18 protein-coding genes and 4 pseudogenes are annotated in these 21,633 nt (G+C 70.7%); 10 read left to right on the top strand and 12 right to left on the bottom strand.

Annotated elements, in window-relative coordinates; all coding sequences use genetic code 11:
* The 6 genes from F1643_RS08560 to F1643_RS08535 form a co-directional block, all read right to left on the bottom strand.
* Entirely contained in the window at positions 1 to 639 is a 639-nt protein-coding gene (locus F1643_RS08560; RefSeq protein WP_194912571.1) for a HEAT repeat domain-containing protein, read from the bottom strand.
* A gap of 10 nt (positions 640 to 649) precedes the next feature.
* Positions 650 to 1,759, bottom strand: coding sequence for a chemotaxis-specific protein-glutamate methyltransferase CheB (gene cheB, locus F1643_RS08555; RefSeq protein ID WP_194912600.1), 1,110 nt, complete (start codon positions 1,757 to 1,759; stop codon positions 650 to 652).
* 19 nt (positions 1,760 to 1,778) lie between these two features.
* Positions 1,779 to 3,425, bottom strand: a complete 1,647-nt coding sequence (locus tag F1643_RS08550; protein WP_370540528.1) for a chemotaxis protein CheW — start codon at positions 3,423 to 3,425, stop codon at positions 1,779 to 1,781.
* A gap of 5 nt (positions 3,426 to 3,430) precedes the next feature.
* On the bottom strand, positions 3,431 to 5,065 hold the full coding sequence (locus F1643_RS08545) for a methyl-accepting chemotaxis protein (protein ID WP_370540527.1): 1,635 nt from the start codon (positions 5,063 to 5,065) through the stop codon (positions 3,431 to 3,433).
* A 452-nt stretch (positions 5,066 to 5,517) separates the two neighbouring features.
* The gene (locus tag F1643_RS08540; RefSeq protein WP_194912569.1) at positions 5,518 to 6,210 is read right to left on the bottom strand and encodes a chemotaxis protein CheC; all 693 of its coding nucleotides are present in this window, start codon (positions 6,208 to 6,210) and stop codon (positions 5,518 to 5,520) included.
* Complete coding sequence (locus F1643_RS08535) at positions 6,207 to 6,602, bottom strand: response regulator transcription factor (protein WP_194912568.1); 396 nt, start codon at positions 6,600 to 6,602, stop codon at positions 6,207 to 6,209. Before F1643_RS08535 ends, F1643_RS08540 begins: the two co-directional genes overlap by 4 nt.
* Positions 6,603 to 6,787: 185 nt before the next feature.
* On the opposite strand from F1643_RS08535, the pseudogene F1643_RS22705 reads away from it, so the two are divergent.
* The 4 genes and pseudogenes from F1643_RS22705 to F1643_RS22690 form a co-directional block, all read left to right on the top strand.
* Positions 6,788 to 7,534: pseudogene (locus F1643_RS22705) on the top strand (tetratricopeptide repeat protein); the annotation flags it as partial.
* Between the two features lie 862 nt (positions 7,535 to 8,396).
* A pseudogene (locus F1643_RS22700) lies at positions 8,397 to 8,630 on the top strand (hypothetical protein); the annotation flags it as partial.
* 108 nt (positions 8,631 to 8,738) lie between these two features.
* The gene (locus F1643_RS22695) at positions 8,739 to 9,701 is read left to right on the top strand and encodes a tetratricopeptide repeat protein (RefSeq protein WP_255542560.1); all 963 of its coding nucleotides are present in this window, start codon (positions 8,739 to 8,741) and stop codon (positions 9,699 to 9,701) included.
* On the top strand, positions 9,662 to 10,585 hold the full coding sequence (locus tag F1643_RS22690) for a hypothetical protein (RefSeq protein ID WP_255542550.1): 924 nt from the start codon (positions 9,662 to 9,664) through the stop codon (positions 10,583 to 10,585). Before F1643_RS22695 ends, F1643_RS22690 begins: the two co-directional genes overlap by 40 nt.
* Here the strand turns inward: F1643_RS22690 and F1643_RS08525 are convergent.
* From F1643_RS08525 to F1643_RS08505, 5 genes are read right to left on the bottom strand one after another with little or no spacing between them, the layout of a single operon-like run.
* The gene (locus F1643_RS08525) at positions 10,557 to 11,363 is read right to left on the bottom strand and encodes a MetQ/NlpA family ABC transporter substrate-binding protein (RefSeq protein WP_194912567.1); all 807 of its coding nucleotides are present in this window, start codon (positions 11,361 to 11,363) and stop codon (positions 10,557 to 10,559) included. The two genes, F1643_RS22690 and F1643_RS08525, sit on opposite strands and share 29 nt — an antisense overlap.
* Positions 11,364 to 11,391: 28 nt before the next feature.
* A complete protein-coding gene (locus tag F1643_RS08520; RefSeq protein WP_111069914.1) occupies positions 11,392 to 12,060 on the bottom strand; it encodes a methionine ABC transporter permease in 669 nt (222 codons plus the stop codon).
* Complete coding sequence (locus tag F1643_RS08515; RefSeq protein WP_194912566.1) at positions 12,038 to 13,090, bottom strand: methionine ABC transporter ATP-binding protein; 1,053 nt, start codon at positions 13,088 to 13,090, stop codon at positions 12,038 to 12,040. Before F1643_RS08515 ends, F1643_RS08520 begins: the two co-directional genes overlap by 23 nt.
* A 44-nt stretch (positions 13,091 to 13,134) precedes the next feature.
* Complete coding sequence (locus F1643_RS08510; protein ID WP_194912565.1) at positions 13,135 to 13,914, bottom strand: MetQ/NlpA family ABC transporter substrate-binding protein; 780 nt, start codon at positions 13,912 to 13,914, stop codon at positions 13,135 to 13,137.
* Between the two features lie 46 nt (positions 13,915 to 13,960).
* Positions 13,961 to 14,161, bottom strand: coding sequence for a hypothetical protein (locus F1643_RS08505; protein WP_194912564.1), 201 nt, complete (start codon positions 14,159 to 14,161; stop codon positions 13,961 to 13,963).
* A gap of 464 nt (positions 14,162 to 14,625) precedes the next feature.
* Between F1643_RS08505 and hisG the strand changes: the two genes are divergently transcribed.
* From hisG to F1643_RS08485, 4 genes and pseudogenes are all read left to right on the top strand, one after another.
* On the top strand, positions 14,626 to 15,396 hold the full coding sequence (gene hisG / locus F1643_RS08500) for an ATP phosphoribosyltransferase (protein ID WP_255542559.1): 771 nt from the start codon (positions 14,626 to 14,628) through the stop codon (positions 15,394 to 15,396).
* Complete coding sequence (hisD, locus tag F1643_RS08495; RefSeq protein WP_194912561.1) at positions 15,380 to 16,684, top strand: histidinol dehydrogenase; 1,305 nt, start codon at positions 15,380 to 15,382, stop codon at positions 16,682 to 16,684. Before hisG ends, hisD begins: the two co-directional genes overlap by 17 nt.
* Before the next feature lie 35 nt (positions 16,685 to 16,719).
* Positions 16,720 to 17,206: pseudogene (locus tag F1643_RS08490) on the top strand (UPF0262 family protein).
* A 22-nt stretch (positions 17,207 to 17,228) separates the two neighbouring features.
* Positions 17,229 to 17,696, top strand: coding sequence for a low molecular weight phosphatase family protein (locus F1643_RS08485; protein ID WP_149222877.1), 468 nt, complete (start codon positions 17,229 to 17,231; stop codon positions 17,694 to 17,696).
* A gap of 6 nt (positions 17,697 to 17,702) precedes the next feature.
* Here the strand turns inward: F1643_RS08485 and F1643_RS08480 are convergent, their stop codons facing one another.
* On the bottom strand, positions 17,703 to 18,896 hold the full coding sequence (locus tag F1643_RS08480) for a PepSY domain-containing protein (protein ID WP_255542549.1): 1,194 nt from the start codon (positions 18,894 to 18,896) through the stop codon (positions 17,703 to 17,705).
* A 277-nt stretch (positions 18,897 to 19,173) separates the two neighbouring features.
* Between F1643_RS08480 and F1643_RS24600 the strand changes: the two are divergent.
* Together F1643_RS24600 and F1643_RS08475 are read left to right on the top strand one after the other, a co-directional pair.
* Positions 19,174 to 19,773, top strand: a pseudogene (locus F1643_RS24600) (hybrid sensor histidine kinase/response regulator); the annotation flags it as partial.
* Positions 19,774 to 19,879: 106 nt separating this feature from the next.
* Entirely contained in the window at positions 19,880 to 21,604 is a 1,725-nt protein-coding gene (locus F1643_RS08475) for an ATP-binding protein (protein WP_255542547.1), read from the top strand.
* Positions 21,605 to 21,633: the final 29 nt, after the last annotated feature.

The following is a 21,633-nucleotide window of genomic DNA, read 5'->3' as shown; positions in this document are numbered from 1 at the left end:
TCACCCGCCCCGGAAGCTGGAGCGGGCGGCATCGACGGCAAATGCGACGAAGGGATCGTCGGGGAAGCGCCGGGCCAGGGTTTCCAGGCTGGACAGCGCCTCCGGGCTGCCGGCCTCGGCCAGCGCCTCCACCGCGGCGAGGCCGACATTGACGTCGGCGTCCCGCTCCATCACCGCCGCCAGCCAGTCGGCCCGGCCGGGATGGGCGAGGCCGCCCAGCCCCTGCACCGCGAAGATGCGCAGATCCGGGTCGGCATGGCCGAGCAGCGGCAGCAGGGCCGGGGCGGCGACCTCCGCCGGCATCTGCTGCAGGCTTTCCAGAACGCCGTTGCGCAGTGCCGCGTCCTCGCGGTCGAGGAAGGGGAGCAATGCCGCCGCCGCCTCGCCGGTCGCAATGCGAGCGAGCGCCGTCAGGATCGCCTCGCGCACGCCGGCATCCCCCTCCGTCTCCAGCCGGCGGGCGAGCGCCGCGACGGCCCCCGGAGGCGCCGCATGGCCCAGGCCATGGGCAGCATCGCGGCGGACCGAAGCGTCGGCATCCTCCAGCGCCGCCAGCGGATCGGCCATCCGATCGACTTGCGCATCGGGCGCCGCAGGACCGGATGGCGTCGCGCCGGCCTTCTTCTTCACCAGTCCCATGGCGTCCTCCCTAGTGCCCGCCGGCCCGCCGCTGGGCAGGCATCAGCCAGCGCGTCAGCTGGCCGGCGATGCGGTCCGACGGCAGCACGATGCCGGCACCGCCGCGCCGGATCAAATCCTGCGGCATGCCGAAGACGACGGCGCTGTCCTCCGACTCCGCGATGGTCCGTCCGCCGCGGGCGTGCAGCTCCGCCATCGACGCGGCGCCGTCGTTGCCCATGCCGGTCAGCAGCACCCCGACCAGCCGGTCCGGCGGCAGCAGCCGCATGGCGCTGGTCACCAGCCTGTCGGCATTGGGATGCCAGGGCCGGTCGGGTGATGCCGGCACGCAGACCGCCTGCAGCCGGCCGCCGCGCCGCGCCAGCTCCACATCGGCGCCGCCGCGGGCGATGCAGACCATGCCCGGCTCCAGCACCGTCGCCCGCTCCACCTCCAGCACGCGCAGGGCGCACAACTCGTCCAGCCGCCGCGCCAGCGTTGCGGTGAAGGCGGCAGGCATATGCTGGGCCACCACCACCGGCCAGGGGAAATCGGCCGGCAGCAGCGGCAGGATGTCCTCCAGCGTGCTGGGTCCACCGGTGGACACGCCGACCAGCACCACCCCGTCCCCCTCCGCGCCCGCAGCGGTCTTTCCCACGGGCGGGGCCGGCAGCGGCGCTTCGGGAGCGACGAAATCCTCCCCGGCGATACGGGCGCGGGCCAGCCGCAGCCGCTCGCGCAGGCCATGCACCCGGCGCGGGCGCGACGACGCGGCGGCGCGCACCGTCTCCACCAGCTCCTCGCCGATGCGGCCGATGGAGCCGGCGGCCGGCTTCTGCACCGCCTCCACCGCCCCCAGCCGCAGCGCCTCCAGCGTCTCCTCCGCGCCGGCGCCGGTAAGGGCGGAGACCATGACCACCGGCTTGGGATGCTCCACCATGATGCGGGCGAGGCAGGTCAGCCCGTCCATGCCGGGCATGGTCACGTCGAGCGTCACCACGTCCGGATCGACGACCGGCAGGCGCGCCAGGGCCTCCTCCCCCGTCGCGGCGGTCTCCACCCGGAAACCGGCCTCGGTCAGCAGCTCCGCGATGCGCCGGCGCATCAACGCGGAATCGTCCACCACCAGCACCGTCAGCACGCCGTCCCCCATCGAGCCGTCACCGCTGGGTAACGAGCAGGCCGGCCAGCCGGTCCATGTCGAGCAGGCTTTCCGCATCCATCAGCAGGATCAGGCGCGCGGCGGAGCCGGCGCCCAGTGTGGCAGGCACCAGGGTCGCGACCCGGCGGATCAGCCGGCGCTGCGCCGCCGACACCGCCGGAGCCGGACCGATCCGCTCCGCCGGGATCGTCAGCAGGCCGGACAGCCCGTCGACCAGCAGCCCGACCCGCGCGGCATCCGCCCCATCCCGGCCAACTCCGTCCCGGCCGACCACCACCACGCGGCCACGTGCAAGCCCGGCGGCAGCTTCGCCCCCCGCCGCCGGCAGATGCAGCAGCCGGCGCTGGTCGATCAGCGGCAGCACCTCGCCGCGCAGCGTCAGCACGCCGCTGACGAAGTCGGGAGCATTGGGCAGGGGCGTGATGCTGTCGGGCCGGCGCAGCACCTCGCGCACGGCGGCGACCGGCAGACCGTATTCCGCCCCGGCGAGGCTGAAGACGACGAAACGCTCCGCCATGCCGCCCGTGCTGCCCGCATCCGCAGGCCGTGCCGGTTCCATGCCGTCGCTCCCCTCACCAACACCTGTTTCGGCACCGATCGCCGCGCCATGCAGGAACAACCGCCCGGCCGACAGGACGGAGACCAGCCGCCGCCCGCCATCCGCCCGTGCGATGCCGTCCAAATCCTCGAATTCCGGTTCGCGGGCGAGAAAGGGCGGCACCGGGTCGATCTGAGCGGCGTCGAGCCGCAGGATCTCCCGCACCTCGTCCACCAGGACGCCGACCGGGGCCTGCCCCTGGCCGGGCCGTACCACCACCACCCGCCGTCCGGCCCCCTGCTCCCCGGCTCCCTGTTCCCGACCGCCGTCCAGCCCGAACAGCGCGCGCAGGCCCACCAGCGGCAGCAGCCGGTCGCGCACCGACATCACCCCCAGCAGATGCGCCCTGGACCGCGCCATGCGGGCGATCTCGCGCGGGGCCGGCAGCACTTCGCGCACGCGCTCCACCGGCAGGGCGAATTCCTGCCCGGCGACCTCGAAGACCAGCAGCGCCAGCCGGTCGATCACGCCCGCGGCCCTGGCGCCGGCACTCCGGTCATCGCCTGGGCCTGTGACCTGCCCGAAACTGCCGACCAGCCCGCCCGCGCTCGCCGTCCGGGCGCTCTCGCCCGGATCGCCGAACTGCCGGTCGATCAGGACGTCCGGCTTCAGGATGGTGGCCGGGCCGTCGCGCAGCAGGCCGTCCAGCATGGCGGGGTCGAGCCCGCCATCCTCGGCGGTCACCGGGTCGACGCGGTCGGGGTCGCTGCGCAGGATGCCGGCCATGGCGTCCACCCGCAGGCCGACCGGCTGGCCGCGATGCCCGACCAGCACCACGCGGGTCTCGCGCGTGTCGGGCGTCCCGCCGTCCCGTCCGAGCGCCGTCGCGAGGTCCAGCACCGGCACCGCGTCGCCATGCCAATGCGCCAGCCCCTCCAGACCCGGCGGGCCCAGCGGGATGCGCACCAGTTCCGGCGGGCGGATTACCGCATGCACGGACGACATCGGCAGGGCGAGGCGCAGGTCGCCGACCGTCATGGTGACGAAGGCGAGGCTGCCCGCCCCGCCGTCGCCGGCTGCCCCTCCGGACGCCTCTTCCGTCGCCACGGCGGTCAAACCGCGCCGAGCAGGCTGTCGGCCATCGCCGCGATCTCCTCGATCGCCGAAGCCAGCTCCTCCGCCCCCTTGGCCTGTTCGCGGGCCGCCTTGGCCGCCTCGGTCGCGGCGAGGTTGGCGGCGGCGGCGGCGGCGGCCACCTGCTCCACGCCGGTGCGGGTCTCGCGCAGGGCGATGGTGGTCTCCCCGGCGGCGTCCAGAATCTCGCGGCTGCCGGCGGTGACCACCCGCAGTTCCTGCGCGCCGGCGGTCAGGGTGACGCCGAAGGCGCGGTGCCGCGCGGTTTCCGCCAGCGCGGTCGCCGAGACGTCGTCGATGTCGCGGCGCACCCGCATCATCTGGTCCTGGATGTCGCGGACGATGTCCTTGACCCGCTCGGCGCTCTCGGCGCTGTCGCCGGCCAGCTTGCGGATATCGCCGCTGACCACGGTGAAGCCGCGGCCGAACTCGCCCGCCCGCGCCGCTTCGATGGAACCGCTGACCGCCAGCATGCCGGTCTGGATGGCGACGGTGGCGATGGCGTCCACCACCTTGTCGATGCGCCGGCCGATCCGCTCCAGCGCGTCCAGCCGCTCGCCTGCCCGGCGGGACGATTCGATGGCCTCCAGCATGCCGTCGGCCAGCCGGCCGATGGTGTCGCGGGTCTCGCCCAGCAGGCCTTCCATCGAGGTGCAGCGCTCGACCGAATCCTGCGCCCGGTTGGCGGCGAGCGTCGCCGCCGCGTCGATCTCCGCGATGGCGGAGGCGAGCTGGTGGGTGGCGGCGCTCTGCGACTGGGCGCCGCCGGAGATCTGGCCGATCGCCGTCATGATCTGGGCGGCGGCGCGGTTGATCTCCTCGATGGCGGCCGACAGCTCCTCCGCGGCCGAGGCCAGCTCGTCGGCGGTGGCGGCGAGGTCGGCGGTGCCCTCCAGATCCTCGGCCAGTTCCGACAGCTGGCCCGCGGCGCGCTGGCTCTGGTTCAGGGCGACGGCCTGCTCGCCCGCGGTCTTCAGCGCCTCCTCGGCGGCGGCGGACTGCTCCTCGGCGCTGGCGGCGATGGTTTCCGCCCCGCGCAGGGCTTCGCGCGCGGCCTGATCGGCCTCCACCGCGGCACGGATCGTCTCCTGCGCGCCCTGCACCAGCGCGGTCATGTCCGACCGCACGCCTTCCAGCTGCTGCACGATGGTGCGCCCGCGCTCCACCTCCGCCTTGGCGGCGTCGGAGGAGGCGACGATCCCGGCGGCGATGGCGGCCACCGCCTCCTGGATCTCGCCGACCATCGCCTGGATGTCGTTGGCACTGCGTTCGGACCGTTCGGCCAGCGCCTGCACCTCGTCGGCGACGACGGCGAAGCCCTTTCCGGCCTCCCCCGCCCGTGCGGCCTCGATGGCGGCATTCAGCGCCAGCAGGTTGGTCTGGTCGGCGATGGCGGCCACGCTCTGCACGATGGCGCCGATCTCGCGCGCCTGGGCCTCCAGGTCGCGCACCAGCCGGACCGAGGCCTCCTGCCGTTCGGCGGCGCGGACGATGCCGTCGATGGAGGACAGGATCTGGCCGCTGACGTCCTTCAGCGTTCCCTGCAGCGCCTCGACCCGCAGCACCGCCTGCTCGGCCGTGGCGCGCGAGCGGGGCCAGCAGTTCCGACGCACGGCCGATCATGCGCTGCGACTGCTGGGTGGCGCCGGCCGATTCCTCGGCCCCGGCGGCGATCTGCTCCATCGCCCGGCGCAGCTCCTCGGCGGCGGAGGCTGCCTGGGTGACGCCGCTCGCCAACTCTGTGGAGGCGGCGGCGATCCCGCTGGCGGCCTGCCGGCGGCGCGAGTCGGCACGCGCCCGGCGGCGCTGCGGAGTGTTCGGCACGGCACCGTCCGGCGAAGCGGCTTTCATGGTCGGGACGGCAGGCGCGGCCGTTTCGGGGGCGGTTTCGACCGCACCCCCATCCGGACCGGCATCGGCACCGCCGTCCTTGTTCCGGGCCGTGCGTGCCGTGTCCATCCTGGTCTTCTTGATGAGTGCCATTGTCCTTCCCCGCCTTTCCAGTCGGTTCTTCTTGGCCGATTCTTCTTGGCCGATTCTTCCGCGTCGGTTCTTCTTGATGGTCTCAGGCCACCAGCCGCCCGATATAGCGGCCGAGCGTGGCCTGCAGCGCGCCCGCCGAGCCCGAATCGAGCAGCAGAACCACCCGCCCCCCGACCCCGACCCCGATGGCGGACCCGTCGCCGCCCGGCAGGTTGGTGTGCAGATCGATGTGGAAGAGCAGCGCGGCAGCCCCCAAACCGGACTGGGCCGCACCGGCCTCCGCCGCGATGGCCGGCGCCACCATGGCGCAGCCGCGCAGGACCTCCGCCCCGCTGCCGCGGATCACCACGGGCAGGCCGGTGTCCACCGGCTCGCCCAGCAGGTTGGCGACCAGCGCCAGCGCGCTGTTCAGCACGACGTTGCCCAGTTCCGCCAGGACTTCGTCCTCAAGTTCGGGAACGTCGTCCGGCGGAACGTCGGGGGGAAGCGCCGCCCGCACCAGCGGCAGGCTGCCGGCCTGGGGAAACACCAGCAGGGCGCAGCCGGCGAACAGGCCGTCCAGCCTTTCCGACACGCCCACCAGCGGCGGCGTCAATGCCCGGTCCAGCAGCCCGGCCACCTCGTCCGGCGGCACCATCTCCACCGACGGCACCGACAGCGTCACCAGACCGCCCAGCATGCGGCCGAGCGCGGTCGATGCCTTGCCGATCCCGATGTTGCCCAGTTCGGCCAGCGCATCGCGCTCCAGCTCGTTCAGCGTGGGGGCGGCGGTCACTCCGGTGCGGCCTGGGAGGCGCGGCGGGGCGGCAGGGCGGTGGAGTTCAGGAAGCGGGCGACCTGCTCCTCCTCCAGCGGCTTGGGCATGAAGGCGGCGCCGACCGCCCGGATGCCGGAAACCACCGCGTCCTGCGCGTTGGCGGTGATGATGGCGACATGGACGTTCGGGTGGCTCATGCGCAACTTGGCCGCGCTCTCCACGCCATTGTCGCCGGGCATGTTGTAATCGATGATCGCAACATCCACAGGCGTGTCCTGAAGCGTCTTGAAGAGTTCGTCGCCGTTCGCCGCTTCGACGACCGACCAGTCCGGCTTGTTGCGCAAGACCATCGCCCGCACATGCATGCGCGAGAGCTTGCTATCGTCGACAATGATTACAGTCTTACCCAAGATATAGGCCTTTTGGATAGAGCTCGACCGGCAGAGCCGAATTGTGCGCAAGTATACAGAATGGTTGTCAACACGCCAGTCCCCTTGATCGCAGTCGCGAATGAGCGTCGGGATTTTGCGGGCGCGGCGGCCGGCCGACTCATGCTATCGAGACGGACCGCCTCCTTCGATCCGGCCCCCGTTCCATGCCGCCATCCTCCTCCGCCGCCGAACTGGCCGCCCTCCTGCGCGAGGCGCTGGCCCACCACCGCGCCGGCGACCTGGATGAGGCGGAACGCGCCTACCGCGCGATGCTGGCGGCCGACCGCGGCAACCCCGATGCCCTGCACCTGCTGGGCGTGCTGCACCACCAGCGCGGGGAAGATGCCGAGGCGGTCGAACTGATCGGCCGGGCCATCGCGCGGCGCCCCCGAATGGCGGAGCAGCACGCCAATCTCGGCCTCGCCCTCCACGCGCAGGGCCGGCTGGGCGAGGCCGAGGCCGAATACCGCCGGGCGCTCGACCTGCGCGAGGCCTATCCGCAGGCGCACAACAGCCTGGGCAGCGCATTGCAGGAGCAGGACCGGCTGGATGATGCCGCCGTCCATTACCGCCGCGCGCTCGACCTCGACGCCGGCTATGCCGAGGCCTGGGCCAATCTCGGCACGCTGCTGCGCGCGCGCGACGAGTATGGCGAGGCGGAAACGGCGCTGCGCCACGCCCTGCGGCTCGACCCCGGCCATGCCACCGCCCTGACCAATCTCGGCGTCGTGCTGAAGGAGACCGGCCGCACCGGAGAGGCCGAGGCCGCGCATCTGGAGGCGCTGCGCCTCGCTCCCGGCGATGCCGAAACCATGGTGAACCTCGCCCTGCTGCGCGAGGCCCAGGGCCGCGGCGACGAGGCGGAAGCGCTGTACGGCCAAGCGCTCGCCCTGTCTCCCGGCTTCGCGCTGGCGCGCTGGAACCTCGCCCTGCGGCTGCTCGGCAAGGGGCGGCTGGCGGAGGGGTGGGACGAGTATGAGGCGCGCTTCGCCTCCCGCCGCGTTTCGGCCGGGCGCAGCTTCACGCTGCCGCCCTGGGACGGTGCCACTGATGATGCAGCGGGCGGGCGCCTGCTGGTCTGGCGCGAACAGGGGCTGGGCGACGAGTTGATGTTCGGCACCGCCCTGCCCGACCTCGCCGCCGGGATCGGGCCGGGCAATCTGGTGGTGGAGGTCGATGCCCGGCTGACCGGGCTGGTCGGCCGCGCCCTGCCCGGTGCGACCGTGCGGGCGCAGACGGCCGATCCCACCGATGCGGACGCTCATCTGGCGATGGGATCGCTGCCGCGGCGGCTACGGCCGGCGCTGTCCGCCTTTCCCGACCGGCGCTCCTGGCTGGCGCCCGACCCGGCCCGGCTGGCGGACTGGCGGGACCGGCTGGCGGCGCTGGGGCCGGGTCTGCGCGTCGGCATCTGCTGGGGCAGCCAGAACACGGCCGGCGAGCGCAAGGCCTCCTACACGACGCTCGCCGATTGGGCTCCGCTGCTGACCCTTCCCGGCCTGATCCCGGTCACCCTGCAATATGACGGGCGCGAGGCGGAGATCACCGCGGCCGAGGCGCGTCTGGGCCTGCGCATCCACCGATGGCCGGACACCGACCTGAAGAACGACCTGGAGGGGGTGGCGGCGCTGATCGCCGGCCTCGACCTCGTGGTGACGGTGGCGAGTTCGGTGGGCGAGTTGGCGGGCGCGCTCGGCGTGCCGGTCTGGCGCTTCGGTCCGTCCGGCGACTGGACGGGCGCTGGGCAGCGCGGTGCGGCCCTGGTTCCCGTCGATGCGGCTGTGGAGCGCGCGGCCCGGCGAAGGGTTGGCGGACGTGCTGATCCGCATGGCGGCGGAAATGCGCCGTCTGGTCCCTGCCCCGCCCATCGCCGACTGGCTGGCCGAAGCGCGGGACCTGCACGGGTCCGGCCGCTGGCCGGAGGCGGAGAAGGCCTATCAGCGCATCCTCGACCAGGGCGGCGAGGTTCCGGCGGCGCTGGAAGGCTACGGCCTGCTCGGCCATCAGGCCGGCCGTCCCGACATCGCCGTCACCCTGCTGACCCGCGCCATCGCGGCGGAACCGACCGCCGGCCGCCACAAGCGCCGCGCCCTCGCCCACCAGGAGATGGGGGCGATGGCCGAGGCCGAGGCGGACTGGCAGGCCGCCGCGTCCCTCGACCCCGACGATGTGGAGGCGCTCGGCAATCTCGGCGCCCTGCGCCTGACCCGCGGGGCGGGTGGTGAAGCGGCGGAGGCGACCGACGCGGCTCTGCGCCTCGCCCCCTTCCATGCCGGGCTGTGGGCCAATGCCGGGCTCGCCCGGCAGGCGATGGGCGGCGACGGCGTGCCGTTCTTCCGGCGGGCGCTCGCCCTCGATCCCGCATTGGCGGAGGCTTGGACCGCCCTGTCGGCCGACGCCCTGCGCGACGCGGCGCGTGCCGTCGAGGCGGAGCGGGCGGCGAAGCGGGCCTTGCGCCTGCGGCCCGGCGACCCGTCGGCGGTCGGCAATCTCGGGCTGGCGGCACTGGCGCTCGACCGCCCGGCGGAGGCGGTGGCGCATCTGCGCCTGGCGCTCCAGGGCCGTCCGGGCGACCTCGGTACGATCGGCAACCTCGCGCTGGCGCTGGAACGCGCGGGCGACGGCACCGCGGCGGGGCTGGCATGGTGGCGGGTGATCCTGCTGGCTCCCGGTATCGGTGCCGGCTGGGCCGGGCTGGCCGACCTGCGCCAACGCCAGGGTCGGTTGGATGCCGCGCTGAAGGGCTGGGGCCGGGCGCTGGCGCTGGAGCCGCGGCGGGCGGAGTGGCGCTACAATCTGGGCAACGCCCTGCACGCCTCCGGCCGGCCGGAGGAGGCGGAGGAGGCCTATCGGCAGGCGGTGGAGGACGACCCGAGCCTGACGCTCGCCGCCTTCAACCGCGGCTATGCGGCGTTGGCGCGGGGGAACTCGATGCCGGCTGGGCCGGGCTGGAGGCCCGCTTTGCCGCCGGGCAAGCCTTGCCCGACCGCCGGTTCCGCATTCCCGCCTGGGACGGCGGCGATCCGGCAGGAAAGACCGTGCTGGTCTGGCGCGAGCAGGGGGTGGGCGACGAGCTGATGTACAGCGCCTGCTACGCCGACCTGATCGCGCGGGCGGGGCGGGTGGTTGTGGAATGCGAAGCGCGGCTGGTGGATTTGTTCGCGCGCTCCTTCCCGCAGGCGGTGGTGCGGGCGGCGACGGCGGATCCGATGGACGCGGATTGCCACGTCCCGGCGGGGTCACTGCCGTTGCGGCTGGGTTGGGGATTGGGCGGCTTCCCGCCGCGGGAGGGATGGCTGCGGGCGGACGCGGCGGCGGTCCGGCGGTGGCGGGGGTGGTTGGGGGGATTGGATGAGTTCGGCAGCGATTGCCCCACCCCTACCCTCCCCCGCTGGGCGGGGGAGGGGATCAAGCGCCTTTTCGGGAGAGCGGTGGCAGTCCCTCCCCGCCCAGCGGGGGAGGATAGGTGGGGGCCTAACTCCGCATTGAATATAGGCCTCTGCTGGCGCAGCGGCCTGCGCAACGCCTTGCGCGACACCAACTATGCGCCGCTGACCGACTGGGCGCCGATCCTCACCCTGCCCGGCCTGCGCCTCGTCACCCTTCAGTACGACGACTGCGAAGCCGAACTCATCGAAGCGGAAGAAACCTTCGGCATCGCCATCCACCGCCCACCGCTCGATCTGAGGAACGACCTGGACGCCGCCGCCGCCCTGACCGCGGCGCTGGACCTCGTGATCTCCGCCGGAACGTCGGTGGCGGAAATGGCCGGCGCGCTGGGAGTGCCGGTCTGGCGGATCGGGCCGGCGGGGGACTGGACGGCGCTCGGCACCGGCTGCCGGCCCTGGTATCCGTCGATGCGGCTGGTCTGCCCGAATGCGGGCGAGACGCTCGGCGACGCGCTGGGCGCCGCCGGGCGTGCTCTCAACAGCCTCAGAACGCGGGAACCACGGCGTTCTTGAACTTGGTGAGGATGAACTCCTTCACCTCGGGGCTGTTGTAGGACTTCACCAGCTTGGCGACCCAGGGCTTGTCCTTGTCGGCCTTGCGCACGACGATGACGTTGGCATAGGGGCTGTCGGCGTCCTCGCGGGCGATGGCGTCCTTGACCGGGTCGATGCCGGCCTCCAGCGCGAAGTTGGTGTTGATGGCGGCGGCAGTCACGTCGTCGAGCGAGCGCGGCAACTGGGCGGCGTCCAGCTCGACGATCTCCAGCTTCTTCGGGTTCTCGACGATGTCGATCGGCGAGGCCTTGAGGGTACCGCCGTCCTTCAGCTTGATCAGCCCCTTGGCCTGCAGCAGCAGCAGGACGCGGCCACCGTTGGTCGGGTCGTTGGGGATGGCGAACTTGGCACCGGCCGGCAGCTCTTCCAGGCTCTTCACCTTCTTGGAATAGATGCCGATCGGATAGACCACCGTCTTGCCGACGCTGACCAGATCGAAGCCGCGGTCCTTCACCTGGTTGTCCAGATAGGGCTGGTGCTGGAAGCTGTTGGCGTCCAGATCGCCGCCGGCCAGCGCCTGGTTCGGGATGACGTAGTCGGTGAATTCCAGGATCTGGATGTCCAGCCCGTCCTTGGCGGCGATGGGCTTCACCGCTTCCAGGATCTGGGCATGCGGGCCGGCGGTGACGCCGACCTTGATGGTCTCGGCGCCAGCAGTCTCTATGGACGCACCGAAGGCGATGGCCATGGTGGCGGCGCCGGCCAGCAGGGAAGCCAGCGAACGGAAGCGCAGCATCTCGAACACTCCTCGGTTTCTTATGGGGTCAGGATTTCAGATTGCGTTTGTTGACGCGGCGGGCGATCAGGTCGCCCGTCGATTGGACGATCTGCACCAGCACGATCAGCACGATGACCACCGCCAGCATCACCTCCGGCAGGAAGCGCTGGTAGCCGTAGCGGATGCCGAGGTCGCCCAGGCCGCCGCCGCCGACCGCACCGACCATGGCGGAATAGCCGATCAGGCTGACCGCCGACAGGGTCAGGCCGGCGACGATGCCCGGCAGGGCTTCCGGCAGCAGAACCTTGCGGATGATCTGGAACGGCGTGGCGCCCATCGCCTGCGCCGCCTCGACCAGACCGCGGTCGACCTCGCGCACCGCATTCTCCACCACGCGGGCGATGAAGGGCGCGGCGGCGACGGTCAGCGGCACGATGGCGGCACTGGTGCCGATGGAGGTGCCGGCGATCAGCCGGGTGAAGGGGATGATCGCCACCACCAGGATGATGAAGGGGGTGGAGCGGGTCATGTTGACCACCGCCCCCATCACCTTGTTGAAGGCGAAGTTCTGCAGCAGCTCGCCCCGGCCGGTGACGGCCAGCATCACGCCGATGGGCAGCCCGATCAGCGTCCCGATGGCGCCCGACACCGCCACCATGTGCAGCGTGTCGATCAGCCCCTTGATCAGCAGGTCAATGATTTGCGGGGAGAGCATGGCCCAACACCTCGACGCCCAGATTGTTCTCTTTCACCAGTGCGATGGCGGCATCGACCTTGGCCGTGTCGCCCAGCGCCTCCACCACCAGCGTGCCGAAGGGGGCGCCCTGGATCTCGTCGATCTGGCCGTGCCAGATGTTCAGGTCCAGGTTCAACTGGCGGCTGATGGCGCTGATGACCGGGGTGGTCGCCTTCTCGCCGGTGAAGGTGATGCGCAGCACCGGGTTGCTCCCCAAGCCGGGCTGGGGCGACAGCCGGTCGCGCAGGCTGTCGGGAATCCCGCGGTTGATGACGGGATCGACGAAGCTGCGGGTGGTCGGGTGCCTGGGATGGGCGAAGATGTCGAAGACCGGCCCCTGCTCGATCACCAGCCCGCCTTCCATCACCGCCACCTTGTGGCAGATCTCCTTGATGACGGCGATCTCGTGGGTGATCAGCACGATGGTCAGGCCGAGCCGCCGGTTGATGTCGCCCAGCAGATGCAGGATCTGCGTCGTCGTCTCCGGGTCGAGAGCGGAGGTCGCCTCGTCCGACAGCAGCACCTTCGGCTTGCTGGCGAGCGCGCGGGCGATGCCGACGCGCTGCTTCTGCCCGCCCGACAGCTCCGCCGGATAGCGGTTGCGCTTGTCGGCCAGCCCGACGAGGTCGAGCAGCGGCTCCACCGTCCGGCCGATCTCCGCCTTGGCCATGCCCGCCAGTTCCAGCGGCAGCGCCACATTGTCGAAGACGGTGCGCGAGGACAGCAGGTTGAAGTGCTGGAAGATCATGCCGATGGAGTGACGGGCCTGCCGCAGTTCCGCCGCCGACAGGGTGGTCATCTCCACCCCGTCGACCGTGACGCTGCCCGAACTCGGGCTTTCCAGCAGGTTGACCGTGCGCAGCAGGGTGGACTTGCCGGCACCCGACCGGCCGATGATCCCGAAAACCTCGCCGCGTCCGATGGTCAGGTCGATGTCGGCCAGCGCGTGGACGGGAGCCCCGCCGCCGCGGGCGGCGTAAGTCTTGCGAATGTTTGTTAGCGTTATCATCTTTTATTCGGCAAAGGGGGACGTCCTGCGTCCCCCCAGCCCCCTCACCAAGTCGGAATGATGGAACCGTTGAAGCGCGTTTCGATAAACTGCCGCACTTCGGGCGAACGATACAGCGCAATGAAGCGCTTGATCGTCGGGTCTTCCATGCGATCCTTGCGGACCGCCCAGACCAGGTTCCATTTGGACTGGTCATCCTCCAGCACCAACGCCTTCTTCGGCTCCAGCCCGGCCAGCACGGCATAGTTGAGGGTGATGACCGACGCATCCACGTCGTCGAGCGAGCGCGGAAGCTGGGCGGCGTCCAGTTCCACCAGCTTGATGCCCTTCGGGTTCACCACGTCGGCGATGGTGGTGTTCAGCCCGGCGCCGTCCTTAAGCCCGATCACGCCGGCCTTGGCCAGCAGGAACAGGGCGCGGGCGCCGTTGGTGGGGTCGTTGGGGATCGACACCGACGCGCCCGGCTTCAGGTCGGCCAGCGCCTTCACCTTGCTGCTGTAGACGCCCATCGGCACCACGACGCTCTTGGCGACGGAGATGATGTCGTAGCCGCGCTGCTTCACCTGGTTGTCGAGGAAGGGCTGGTGCTGGAAGTTGTTGGCGTCGATGTCGCCGGCCTGGAGCGCCGCGTTCGGCATGTTCCAGTCCGTGAACTCGATCACCTGCGCCTCGATGCCCTCCTTGGCGGCCAGCTTGGCGGTGAATTCCAGGATCTCGCCATAGGGGCCGGCCGACACGCCCAGTTTCAGCGGGGCGGCGACTGCGGCGACGGAGGAGGCGAACAGGCCGGCGGCGACGGCCACCGACATCAGGATGCGCTTCATCGGGACTTTCCTCAGGGACGTTGGCGGCAGGTTTCTTGATGCGGGCTCAGCGGCGCCGGGTTTCGGGCAGCCGGCTGTAATGCTGGTGGGCGGCGCGCTGGGCCTGTCCGACATTGCGGAAGACGCGGCGGTCGAGATCGCGGAATGCCCAATCGGACACGAAGAAGGTGAAGCCGCCGCGTTCGGCGACGACGATGCCGGCGGACCGGCCCTGCACTTCGATGGCGTAGGCGTTGGCGTGGGACATGGCGAAGGACTCCCCTCGGCGCGGCAGGCCCTCGACGGATGCGGGGCGGCGGCGCGGATACTCGGATCGGGCGGATGTGCGGGATGGGCGCTGTGTCTTGGGGCCGCGAAATCAGCGGCAACACAGGCCCTGGCGCATCATGCAGGCCGGGAAAGCGGTCCGAGGCACGGATGGGGGAGCGGGAACTCGCGATGTCATTCCGGTCTCTCCTTCTTGAAGAGGTCCACGACCGGTATCGTGGCGCTTTAGCGTTTGGTGACGCGGCGCAAGCTGCAGAAGTCAAATTGCCGCGGGATGCCCCGGTGGGCGTCCATGGGTTTTTATCTACCCTTTCAATGGAGTTTGGTCAAACCCATTTTTGTGTTTTGTGTGAAATTCCTAATTCAGCGCATTTCCTCCGTAAAACCTCCGCGGGGCGACAGCGACAGGTGACGGGCGCGTGGAATGTGCTATCTATCGCGTCGATGGTTCATCCGGGGCCTGCACACCGCCCCGGCGAGCGAAGCGAGGAGAGTGTTTTGTCCGCCGATCCCAGTCTCCAAGGGGTGACGGCCGCCACGGTGGCCGCGCCGGTCGACGACCAGCTGGTGCTGGCCCTGCCCAAGGGCCGCATCCTGAAGGAGCTGCGCCCGCTGCTGTCCCATGCCGGCATCCATCCGGAGCCGGCCTTCGACGACGACAAGAGCCGGCTCCTGCGCTTCGCCACCAATGTGCCGAACCTCAGCATCATCCGCGTCCGGTCCTTCGACGTGGCGACCTTCGTCGCCTTCGGCGCCGCCCATCTGGGCGTGGCGGGCAACGACGTGCTGATGGAATTCGACTATCCGGAGATCTATGCGCCGCTCGACCTCGGCATCGGCGCCTGCCGCCTGTCGGTCGCCGAGCCGGTGGAGATGATGGAGGGCGACGATCCGTCGCGCTGGAGCCATGTGCGCGTCGCCACCAAATATCCGGAGGTGACCAAGCGCCACTTCGCCGCCCGCGGCGTCCAGGCCGAATGCGTCAAGCTGAACGGCGCGATGGAACTGGCCCCGACACTGGGCCTGTGCCGCCGCATCGTCGATCTGGTCTCCACCGGGTCGACGCTGAAGGCCAACGGGCTGGTGGAGGTGGAGCATATCGCCGACGTCACCTCGCGCCTGATCGTCAACCGCGCTGCCTTCAAGACGCGGACGGCCGAGATTTCTCAGTGGATCGACAAGTTCCGGGAGGCGGTGAATGCCCGTCAGGCTTGATATTCGCGACGCGGACTTCGCCGCCGGGTTCGAGGCGCTGCTGCATGCCAAGCGCGAGGCAAGCGAGGATGTCCAGACGCTTGTCGCCGGTGTCATCGATCAGGTCCGCACGCGCGGCGACGATGCCCTGATCGACTACACCGCCCGCTGGGACCGTCAGACCCTGACGGCCGACACCCTGCGCATCGGCCAGGACGAGATCGACGACGCCACGGCCAAATGCTCGGCGGAAACGCTGGAGGCGCTCGACCTCGCCGCCGCGCGGATCGAGGAATTCCACCGCCGCCAGATCCCGGAGGTCACCGACTACCGCGACGCCGCCGGGGTGCGGCTGGGCGCGCGCTGGACCGCGGTCGGCGCCGTCGGCCTCTATGTGCCGGGCGGCACCGCCTCCTACCCGTCCTCGGTGCTGATGAACGCCCTGCCGGCCAAGGTCGCCGGCGTGGAGCGCGTGGTGATGGTGGTGCCGACGCCGGACGGGGCGATCAACCCGCTGGTGCTGGCCGCCGCCAAGCGCTGCGGCATCGACGAGATCTATCGCATCGGCGGCGCCCAGGCGGTCGCGGCGCTGGCCCACGGCACGGCGACGATCCAGCCGGTCGACAAGATCGTCGGCCCCGGCAACGCCTTCGTCGCCGCCGCCAAGCGTCAGGTCTACGGGCTGGTCGGCATCGACAGCATCGCCGGCCCGTCGGAAATCCTGGTGGTGGCCGACGGCCGGAACGATCCGGCCTGGATCGCCATGGACCTGCTGTCGCAGGCCGAACACGACACCTCGGCCCAGTCGATCCTGATCACCGACGACGCCGCCTTCGCCGACGCGGTGGCATCGGCGGTCGAGAAGCATTTGGAGACGCTGCCGCGCACGGCAATCGCCGGCGAGAGCTGGCGCGAGCATGGCGCCATCGTGCTGGTCGGCGACCTGATGGCCGACGCGCCGGCCCTGGTCGACCGGCTGGCGCCGGAGCATCTGGAACTGGCCGTCGAGGATCCGGACGCGCTGGCGGCGAAGATCCGCAATGCCGGCGCCATCTTCCTCGGCCGTTATACGCCGGAAGCCATCGGCGATTACGTGGCCGGGCCGAACCATGTGCTGCCGACGGCACGCAGCGCCCGCTTCTCCTCCGGCCTCAACGTGCTGGACTTCATGAAGCGGACGACCTTCGTCGCCTGCGACGCCGAAAGCCTGCGTGCCATCGGCCCGGCGGCGGTGACGCTGGCGATGGCCGAGGGGCTGGAGGCGCATGCGCGCTCGGTCGCGCAGCGGCTGCCGGGTTACAAAGACTAAAGGCGATAAATCCGGGATTGCGGGGGAGGCGGGGCGTGACGACGGCGAAAAGCAAGCGGCGCATCACCCATGTGACGCTCGACGAGCGGAGTGTCGTCCGCCACAAGCCCGAGGTGGAGCATGAGCGCGCCGTCGCCATCTTCGACCTTCTGGAAGACAACGAGTTCTGTCCCTGCGAGTTCGTGGGAGGACGGGCCGTACCATCTGCACCTGTCGATCGAGGACAACCGGCTGGTCTTCGACATCCGGCGCGAGGACAACAGCGAACTCGACCGGCTGATGCTTCCGATCACCGGCTTCCGGTCGATTGTCCGCGATTACTTCCTGATCTGCGAGAGCTACTACGCCGCCATCAAGCGGTCGACGCCCTCGCAGATCGAAGCCATCGACATGGGCCGCCGCGGCCTGCACAACGAGGGGTCCGAGATGCTGCGCGAACGGCTGGCCGGCAAGGTGGAGATGGACCTGCAGACCGCGCGCCGGCTGTTCACGCTGATCTGCGTCCTGCACATTCGCGGCTGACGGGCACGGGCGGCGCAAGGCCATGGCGGCGACCCCGGTCCTCACCCCCCTGCCGGTGACGAGCGTCCTGTTCGCCTGCACCTACAACATGATCCGTTCGCCGATGGCGGCGGCGATGATGCGCCATTACCACGGCACGCGCGTCTATGTGGATTCGGTCGGCGTCCGCGAGGGCGACGAGGTCGATCCCTTCGCCGTCGCGGTCATGGAGGAGATCGGCATCGACCTGTCCAAGCACCGCTGCCGCACCTTCGAGGATCTGGAAGACACCAATTTCGACCTGATCGTCTCGCTGTCGCCCGAGGCGCAGCACCGCGCCATCGAGATGACGCGGACCATGGCCTGCGATGTGGAGTTCTGGAACACCTTCGACCCCACCCTGGTCGACGGCACCCGCGACGCCATGCTGGAAGCCTACCGGCAGGTCCGCGACGGACTGCTGGCCAAGGTCAAGCAGCGCTTCCCGCTGACCCGCGGACCGACGGTATAACGGCGGTCAGCCGGCTCGCACAGGCCGCGTCCGCTTCTTCTGCCGCCAGCGCACCACCCCGGTGACCAGAAGCAGCGCGGGCAGCAGGCCGGCCACCGCAACCAGGATGCGGCAGCACAGGCCGAAGCATTCGCCGTTGTGCAGCGGATGCTGCCAGCCGAAGAAGGCGTCGCCGAAGGTCCAGCGGGTGGGGTCGCGCAGGTCCAGGATCGTACCGCCGCCGCCGTCCACCCAGACGCTGGTCTTCGGAAAGCGCCAGCCGGGCTCGCCGGCCTGGAACAGGCGGATGTGGTAGGCGCCGCCCGCTTGCGCCGGCACCTCGACCCAGCGCGGCTCGGCCTGCGGGAAGCGGGAGAGCGCCGCCGCCAGGGCGGCGTCCGCCCCCACCTCCGTCCCCGCTGCCCCCGGCGCGACGGCGGGCGCCGGGGTCAGCGGCGACAGCCTCTCGACCATCGGCCTCACCCAGTCCGGCTGTTCCATGACCACCCCGGTGACGATCAGCGGCAGCAGGACGACGAGGCCGTAGACGCCCGCCAGCACATGGATGTCGAACACCTGCCGGACGAAGCCGGAGCGGATGCGGGGCAGCAGGGCCCGCCCCCATTTCCCGGCGGCCGGCCACCACAGATAGACCCCGCTGGCCAGGATCAGCAGGCTGGCGATGCCGCCCGCCGCCAGCACCATCCGGCCGGTGTCGCCGGCCAGCAGCAGGTAATGCAGATCGTAGATCCAGGTCATGGCGGTCCGTCCCCAGAAGCGGGAGGACAGCACCTCCCCGCTGTAGGGGTTCACCGCCACCATCAGCGGGGCGAAGGACTTCCCCGCCGTCTCCTCCGGCTTCATGTAGCGCGCCATGATCGGATGGTCGGGCCCGTGGGGAAGCTCCAGCCGCCAGCCGCCTGTCCGCTGCGGATGGGCCTCGCGCAGTGCCTGAACCACCCGGTCGAGCGGCACCGGGTCCGTCCGCCCATCCCTTTGGCCCGCCGGGACCACCAGCTCCGGCGTCAGCATGCGGTCGATGTCGACGTAGAAGACCAGCAGACTGCCCGTCAGCGCGGTCAGGGCCAGCAACCCTCCGACCACGAGCCCCAGCGACAGGTGCAGGGTCAGCACGATCCGTCGCATCCGCTGTCTTGCCATGCCGGAAGCTCGGCCGGCCGCTCTCGCCGGAGTCATGGCGCAGTCGCTGTGGGTGTGCATCGGGCGGGTCTCCTGACGGATGATCGGCGCAAGGATGAGCAGTGCAGTGGGCGAACCATCCCGGAAGGCCTGCCGGCCGGCCTTGACGGCCGTCAAATGCCGCCGCACGGACACACGGCATGGTCGGTAATAATTTTGGCATTTTGCAACTTTCTGCGTTGCAGCCTGTTCCCATAGCGTCCCGCGCAATGCTATTGAGCTGTGTCATCGCAACGCACTGCGTGCCGGCCTAGGCTCGGGTGTGTCGACGCCCATTCCCGCGGAGAGCCCCTGATCCATGCCCGCCGGTCTGCTGCCCCGCCTTCTCCACGCCTTCAGTCCGCGCAGCCTGCGCGCACGCCTGATGGGCGTCGTGCTGGCGTCGCTGGCGTTGCCGCTGGCGGGCGCGCTCTACCTGGCGGACCAGCAGCTCGACGACCGCATCGATGCGGCGCGCGAACTGGCCCTGCACCTCGCCGACGACGGGGTGGAGCGCCAGCGCGACCTGATCGGGGAGGCGCGCAACCTGCTCGGCGTGCTGTCGCTGGTTCCGGCGATCCGTGACGCGACGCCGACCGATACCGATGCCTGCGTCGCCACCCTGTCGCCGATGCCGCGCCAGCACCGCTGGACCACCGGCGTCTGGCTGACCGATGCCGACGGCAACATCATCTGCGACACCACCGGCCCCGGTGCCGGCATCTCGCTGCGCGAACGCGAGTATTTCCAGCGCGTCCTCGACACGAAGAACTGGGTGGTCAGCGACTTCATCATCGGCAAGCGCTCGCTGAAGCCGCTGATCATCGTCGCCGGCCCGATCATGGAGAACGGACGGATCGTCCGCGTGATCGGCGTGGCGGTCGACCTCACCTGGCTGACGGATCTGGTGAAGGTGCTGAAGCAGCCGGACGCCCGCGTCATGGTCCTGGACCGTCACGGCGTGATCGTCGCCCGCCAGCCGGACCCGGAAGGCTGGCTGAACCGCAACGTCTTCCACATGCAGCATGTCCAGCACATGCTGCGCGAACGCAAACGGCGCCTTCGATTCCGAAAGCGCCGACGGCCGCGGCCGGCTGTGGGCCTTCCGCCATTCCGGCGAGACCGACACCGTCTTCGCCGTCGGCATGCCGACCGCCCCGATCATCGCGGAGGCCCGGCACGACCTGTGGCAAAGCCTGGGCCTGCTCGCCATCGCCGGGCTGGTCAGCGTCATCGCGCTGTGGGTGCTGCTGCGCGCCTCCGTCCTGCGCTGGGTGTGGGAACTGGGAAGCGCGGCCACCCGCATCGGCGACGGCGGCGGCGGCACCATGATCGAGGCCGACCGTGCCCCGCACGAATTCCGCGTCGTCTCCCACGCCTTCAACAACATGTCGCGCCGCCTGAAGCAGCGCGAACAGGAACTGCGCTCCGCCATGGAGGAGGCGCGGGCCGGCAGCCGCGCCAAGGAGGAATTCCTCGCCACCATGAGCCACGAGATCCGCACGCCGATGAACGGCGTGATCGGATTCGCGGAAATGCTGCTGGAAACGCCGCTGACGACCGAACAGCGACGCTATGCCTCCCAGGTGCGCGATGCCGGCCGGTCGCTGCTGACCGTCATCAACGACGTGCTCGACCTGTCGAAGCTGGAGGCCGGGCGGCTCGATCTGGTCAGCGTGCCGTTCCGGCTGGACGATCTGGCCGACCGCTGCGTCGCCATCGTCCGGCTTGCCGCCGAACAGAAGGGGCTGGAGATTCAGACCACCATCTCCGCCACCGCCCGCGGCTTCGTCATGGGCGATCCCGACCGGCTGCGCCAGATCCTGCTGAACCTGCTGGGCAACGCGGTGAAATTCACCGACCGCGGGTCCGTCCGGCTGACGGTGAAGGCGGTGGAGGACGACGGCAGCAGGCTGGTGGGCAGCAAGTCCGGGGGCCGGCCGGGCGGCAGCCGCATCTGCACCTTCACCGTCACGGATACCGGGATCGGCATCGCCGCCGACCGCCAGCGCGACCTGTTCCAGCGCTTCACCCAGCTGGAGCGCGGGCGCGGCGGCACCGGGCTGGGCCTTGCCATCTGCCGCCGGCTGGTGGAACTGATGGGCGGCGAGATCGGCATGGACAGCAAGGTAGGCGCCGGCAGCACCTTCTGGTTCTCGCTGCCGCTGCTGTCCGCCGGCAGCGCCGCGGTCCAGCCCGACAGCACCGCCGTCTCCAGCATCGAGCCGGGCAGCCCCGGCGCGCGCATCCTGCTGGCCGAGGATCTGGCGATGAACCGCGATCTGGCGATGACCATGCTGACCAAGGCGGGGCATCATGTCGACGCCGTGATTGACGGCGCCGCCGCCGTCGCCGCCGTGCAGGAACAGACCTACGACATCGTGCTGATGGACGTGCAGATGCCGGTTATGGACGGGTTGGAGGCCACCCGCCGCATCCGCGCCCTGCCCGCTCCGGTCGGCAGGATCCCGATCCTGGCCCTGACCGCCGGCGTGATGCAGGTGGAGGTCGAGCGCTGCCTGCAGGCGGGCATGAACGCGCATCTGGCCAAGCCGCTGGAGAAGTCGAAGCTTCTGGCCGCCGTCGGCCGCTGGGCCCGCCCCGATGACGGCCACAACGACAGGGCCGACGACAGGTCCGGCGACAGGGGCGGCGGCGAGTTCGGCCATGAGCGTGATGGGGGGCGGGATGGGGCCCGGGATGGGGAGATGCCCGATGCCCAGCGCCCGCAGTTGATCGTACACAGCTGACGAGTCGGTGTTATAGTGCCTGTGCACCG

It is taken from the genome of Azospirillum sp. INR13, assembly GCF_015390205.1.
Classification (GTDB): domain Bacteria; phylum Pseudomonadota; class Alphaproteobacteria; order Azospirillales; family Azospirillaceae; genus Azospirillum.
The sequence above is the reverse complement of the archived record's forward strand: the minus strand, read 5'-3'. Positions and strand labels throughout refer to the sequence as shown.